At 49.3% G+C, this 5,690-nt stretch carries 5 protein-coding genes; 4 read left to right on the top strand and 1 reads right to left on the bottom strand.

Features of this window, described 5'->3' with window-relative positions; all coding sequences use genetic code 11:
- The first annotated feature begins 256 nt into the window (after nucleotides 1-256).
- The 3 genes from rfbB (at nucleotide 257) to rfbD (ending at nucleotide 2,811) form a co-directional block, all read left to right on the top strand.
- Entirely contained in the window at nucleotides 257-1,312 is a 1,056-nt protein-coding gene (gene rfbB, locus VIM87_RS21295) for a dTDP-glucose 4,6-dehydratase (RefSeq protein ID WP_331998957.1), read from the top strand.
- A 66-nt stretch (nucleotides 1,313-1,378) separates the two neighbouring features.
- Nucleotides 1,379-1,939 (top strand): dTDP-4-dehydrorhamnose 3,5-epimerase, encoded by a 561-nt coding sequence (gene rfbC, locus VIM87_RS21290; protein ID WP_331998956.1) that lies wholly within the window; start codon nucleotides 1,379-1,381, stop codon nucleotides 1,937-1,939.
- A gap of 5 nt (nucleotides 1,940-1,944) precedes the next feature.
- On the top strand, nucleotides 1,945-2,811 hold the full coding sequence (gene rfbD / locus VIM87_RS21285; RefSeq protein ID WP_331998955.1) for a dTDP-4-dehydrorhamnose reductase: 867 nt from the start codon (nucleotides 1,945-1,947) through the stop codon (nucleotides 2,809-2,811).
- 65 nt (nucleotides 2,812-2,876) lie between these two features.
- On the opposite strand, the gene hscA is transcribed toward rfbD, so the two are convergent.
- Complete coding sequence (hscA, locus tag VIM87_RS21280) at nucleotides 2,877-4,739, bottom strand: Fe-S protein assembly chaperone HscA (RefSeq protein WP_331998954.1); 1,863 nt, start codon at nucleotides 4,737-4,739, stop codon at nucleotides 2,877-2,879.
- A 214-nt stretch (nucleotides 4,740-4,953) separates the two neighbouring features.
- Between hscA and tyrS the strand changes: the two genes are divergently transcribed.
- Nucleotides 4,954-5,690: tyrosine--tRNA ligase (gene tyrS / locus VIM87_RS21275; RefSeq protein ID WP_331998953.1), on the top strand; the 737-nt coding region annotated here is incomplete at its 3' end.

Below are 5,690 nucleotides of genomic sequence, written 5' to 3'. Positions count from 1 at the left end.
TTGCCGAAAGATGATCCGAAACAGCGCAAGCCCGATATTACCAAGGCGCAGCAGATCCTGGGCTGGTCGCCGAAGGTAGACCGCCAGGAAGGGCTGAAGATCACATACGAATACTTTAAAGAAGCGCTAAATAAATAATTACGGATGAATGCCTAACGCTTAATGCTGAACGCTGAAAGCATACAGCAAAACATGATCAGCGTTTTGCGTTAAGCGTTACACATTCAGCATTTCTTCGTAATTCAAAACTTGCCATATGCAACGTACTTTATTGATCACCGGTGGCGCCGGTTTCATTGGATCACATGTAGTGCGGTTATTTGTTGAAAAATACCCGGAATACAAGATCGTGAACCTGGATGCACTGACCTACGCAGGTAACCTCGAAAACCTGGAGGATGTGAAGGATAAACCTAATTATGTCTTTGAAAAGGGCGACATTACAGATGAAGCTTTTATAGACAAGCTGTTTGTTACCTACCAGTTTGACGGGGTTATACACCTGGCCGCCGAAAGTCATGTGGACCGCTCTATTATGGACCCGCTGGCCTTTATTAAGACCAATGTGCTGGGTACTGCCGTATTGCTGAATGCCAGCCGCAAATACTGGCAGGATAATATGGAGGGCAAGTTGTTCTACCATGTATCTACCGATGAAGTGTACGGCACCCTGGGCGCAGAAGGCTTTTTCACAGAAGAAACAGGCTACGATCCCCGTTCGCCCTACTCTGCATCCAAAGCCAGCTCTGACCATTTTGTGATGGCCTATCACCATACCTATCACTTACCCGTTATAATCAGCAACTGTTCCAATAACTACGGCTCCCACCATTTCCCGGAAAAGCTGATCCCGCTGGCTATTCATAATATTAAGAACAACAAGCCGGTACCTGTATACGGTAAAGGTGAAAATGTGCGCGACTGGCTGTGGGTAGATGATCATGCCCGTGCTATTGACACCATTTTTCATAAGGGCCGTACCGGCGAAACCTATAACATAGGCGGGTTTAATGAATGGAAGAACATTGACCTCATTAACCTGCTTTGCATGGTAATGGATAAAAAGCTGGGCCGTGCTCCCGGCACTTCCGCCCAGCTGATCACGTTTGTAAAGGACCGTGCCGGCCATGATATGCGCTATGCCATTGACGCCACCAAGCTAAACAAAGAGCTGGGCTGGGAGCCTTCCCTGCAATTTGAAGAAGGGCTGGAAAAAACGGTGGACTGGTACCTGAGCAATGAAACCTGGCTGGAGCATGTGACCAGCGGGGCTTACAAGGAATATTACGAGGATCAATATCAAAAGAGATAATGATAATTTACGATTTACGATTTTAGATTTAAATCGTAGATCGTAAATCTAAAATCTAAAATTAGAATGCCATTTACGGAAACAGGAATACCGGACCTGCTGGTATATGAGCCCAGGGTATTTGCCGACAGCAGGGGATATTTTTTTGAGAGCTACAACGCCGGTACTTTTGAGCAGGAAGGGCTGCGCTTTCCTTTTGTACAGGATAACCAGGCCCGCTCTACCTACGGGGTATTACGCGGCCTCCATTTTCAGCAGGAGCCTTATGCACAAACCAAGCTGATAAGGGCTTTGGAAGGGCGTATACTGGATGTGGTAGTGGATATCCGCAAGGGATCGCCAACCTATGGCAAAGTATTTACCATAGAGCTAAGCGCGGAAAATAAAAAGCAGCTGCTGGTGCCCAAAGGTTTTGCACATGGCTACTCTGTGCTGAGTGAAACAGCAGAAGTGTTGTATAAGTGCGATAACTTTTACCACAAAGCCAGCGAAGGCGGCCTTATTTATAATGATCCTGCCCTGAATATTGACTGGGGTTTTGATCTGAAAGATGCCGTTGTTTCCGATAAAGACCAGGTACTACCTACGCTGGAAAACTGTACACATAACTTTGTTTATAATTCTTAGTGTTTATGCAAAACATTCTGGTAACCGGCGCACATGGTCAACTGGGGCAGGCTATACAACTGATAGCCGGCAGCTTCCCGGATCTTAATTTTATTTATACTGACTACCAGGAGCTGGATATTACCAACCCTGAAGCCGTAGCCGGCCTTTTCTCCCAGCAGGAGATCCATGCCTGTATTAACTGTGCCGCCTATACGGCTGTTGATAAAGCGGAAACTGATGAGGAAAGGGCTTTTCAGCTGAATTTTGAAGCGGTGCTGAACCTGGCGGAAGCCTGTCTGCAGCACAATGCACAGCTGGTGCATATTTCTACGGATTATGTATTTGACGGTAAATATTACCGCCCCTATACCGAAGAGGATGAGGCCAATCCCCAAAGCATTTACGGCGCATCCAAACTACGTGGGGAAGCCGCTGCCATAGGCGCCAACCCCAATACCATTGTAATACGTACGGCCTGGTTATACTCCCAGTTCGGCGTAAACTTTGTAAAACGCATGAAAGAGCTGATGCAGGAGCGCCCCAGCCTGAACGTGGTATTTGACCAGGCAGGCACGCCTACCTATGCGGTAGACCTTGCAAAAGCCGTACTGCAGATCTTACAATACCGGAAAGAAAACCCGGATACTAACGTGAGCGGCATATACCACTACAGTAATGAAGGCGTTACCAGCTGGTATGATTTTGCCGTTACGGTGAAAGAGCTTACCGGCGCAGCCTGCGAGGTATCTCCCATTACTACGGACCTGTACCCTACCCCGGCGCAACGCCCGGCCTACAGCGTGTTAAACAAACAAAAGATCAAAACAACATTTGGCATCCAGGTGCCTTACTGGAAAGATAGTTTAAAGGTGTGCTTACAACACCTGTAAACAAACGTTCTTATTATAAGCACAATCGCCGTTCTTTCAACAGGAACGGCGATTGCTTTTTGGTATCATTCTTCAATATGCTGCTTCAGATCCGCTCTTGCAGCTTTATCTGTAAGCCGCTCTGCATAAGGCTTTGACAGCTCATTCAGCGCAGCTATCTTTTCTTCTATTACGGCTTTATCATTGGTGGCTATTACATCCTGCAGATCGTTCATAGCCTGCCGGGTATTTTGCATCTCTTCGGCAGAGAGCAGCTCTGTGTTCTTATCCAGGAAAGCGGCCATTACATCCAGCAGCTGCTGGGCATTGGTTTGTATTTCCAACAGGTCACGGGTTTGCAGATCCTCCTGCGCGTAGCGGATGGATGATTGTAACATGGCATCTACCTCCTGGCCGGTTAATCCATACTGCGGCTGCACCCGGATGCTTTGTTCCACACCGCTGCGCAGCTCCCTGGCTTTTACCAGCAAAATGCCATCCTCGTTCAATGAAAAAGAAAGCTGGATCTGCGCCAGGCCGGCATTCATTTCCGGGATGCCGGTGAGCTCAAATTCCGCCAGCTTGCGGTTATCCTTTACCTGGTCGCGCTCTCCCTGGTAAATGACTACTTTCATACTGGTTTGTCCATCCTGCTGCGTGGTATAATTACGAAAAGCGCTGGCCGGTATTTTCGTATTACGCGGTATCAGCACATCCATTAAGCCGCCCATGGTTTCAATACCCAGGGATAGCGGGGTTACCTCCTGCAGCTGTATGGCCTGGCCGTTACCGGCCAGCATATCCGCCTGTATGGCGGCGCCCAGGGCTACCACTTCATCGGGGTGCAATGAATCATTTACCGGCTGCTCAAAAAATCTGCTCACCGCTTCTTTCACCAGGGGCATGCGGGTGGCGCCGCCCACCATCAGCACGGCATCTATATCTTTCACGGTTAGCTGCGCATCTGCGAGCGCTTTGCGGCAGCAGTCAACTGTTTTGGCTATGAGCGGTTGTACCAGCTCTTCCAGCTGCGCCTGGGTTAGCTGCAGCTCATAATTATCCATCCGGGTATGAAAGTAATCAGCGGTAGACAGCTGCTGTTTCGCCTCCGCAGCCTTTAGCCGTAAAGCTTGTGCCAGTCCTTTATTGCTGCCTAATGCTTCGGGCTCTATTTCATGCAGCCAGGCCCAGTGTTCAACAATGGCCTGGTCCATATCATCGCCGCCCAGGGTGGTATCCCCGCTGGTGGCCAGCACTTCAAATACGCCCTTGGCTATTTTCAGAATGGAGAGGTCAAAAATACCACCACCCAGGTCGTATACTGCTACAGTTTTTTCTTCATTAGGCTGTAATCCTAAGCCATAGGCCAGCGCGGCAGCTGTAGGTTCATTAATGATACGCAAAACATCCAGCCCGGCCAGCTTACCGGCATCGCGGGTAGCCTGGCGCTGTGCGTCGTTAAAGCTGGCCGGTACCGTGATCACGGCTTTATTGATGGGTGTTTGTAAAATATATTCTGCCCGCCGCTTTAAGGCGCTCAGCAGGTAGGCGGATAATTCTACCGGGGTATAATGTTTACCGGCCACCTGTACTTTTAACAAGCTATCGGTTTCATCATTCACCAGGCCGTAGGAGAAAAATGCCTCCTGCTCCTTTACATCGTTATAAGAGCGGCCCATAAGGCGCTTGGCACTGTACACCGTTTGGCGGGGATGCGTGATCAGCGCTGCTTTAGCCTTATTGCCCACCACCACGCTTTCGGTTTCCGTAAAATACAATACAGAGGGCACCAGGGCGCTGTTGTTATATTCCCGCAGGGCTACCGGCTGCCCGAATGATGGATGTATAATGGCCACCAGGCTGTTGGTAGTGCCCAGGTCAATGCCTGCAATTACTTCGGGCTGCTGCTGTATATGTACAAATGCCGGCTGCTTGCTTGTGTTTGCCATGGTTTTGGGTTTAAGCGGGTGAAGAGTTGCTATTAGCCTGAGCAGCAAACAACAGGCCAACCGCCCGGTGTAAACCGTGGAGTATGGACGGCTTTTCAGCATACGCTTTACTTCCCTTTCATGAGCATTTACAGCCACAGTTGCCCGGACTGCAAACTGTGGACTGCAAACTGCCAACTATTTATTAGGTTTGCACAAATTTTCAATTTTACCGATGAACCTGATAGATGAATTGCGCTGGAGAGGCATGTTACAGGATATAATGCCTGGCACGGAAGAGCAATTGCAAAAAGAAATGACCACGGCCTACGTGGGTTTTGACCCTACAGCAGATTCCCTGCACATTGGCAGCCTGGTACCCATACTGCTGCTGGTGCACCTGCAAAAGGCCGGGCATAAGCCGCTGGCCCTGGTAGGCGGCGCTACGGGTATGGTGGGCGATCCTTCCTTTAAAGCGGAGGAGCGCAAAATGCTGGACCTGGACACCCTGCAGCACAACCAAAGCTGTATTAAGGCACAGCTGGAAAGGTTCCTGAACTTTGACACCGCCCTGCCCAATGCTGCAGAAATGGTGAATAACTACGATTGGTTTAAGAACATTTCTTTCCTGGACTTTATACGCGATGTGGGCAAGCACATATCCGTTAACTATATGATGGCCAAGGATTCTGTGAAGAAAAGGCTGGAAGGCGACAATGGCATGTCTTTCACAGAATTCAGCTACCAGCTCATACAGGGATATGATTTCTACCATTTATATACTGCCAAGAACTGCAAGCTGCAAATGGGCGGCTCTGACCAGTGGGGCAATATTGTAACCGGTACCGAGCTGGTGCGCCGTAAAGCCGGCGGAGAAGCATTTGCTTTTACCTGCCCCCTGATCAAGAAAGCGGATGGTACCAAGTTTGGAAAAACAGAGCAGGGCAATGTGTGGCTGGATCCGGCAAAGAC

The organism is Chitinophaga sp. (assembly GCF_036569125.1).
GTDB lineage: Bacteria > Bacteroidota > Bacteroidia > Chitinophagales > Chitinophagaceae > Chitinophaga.
This window is presented reverse-complemented; position numbering and strand designations above follow the sequence as displayed.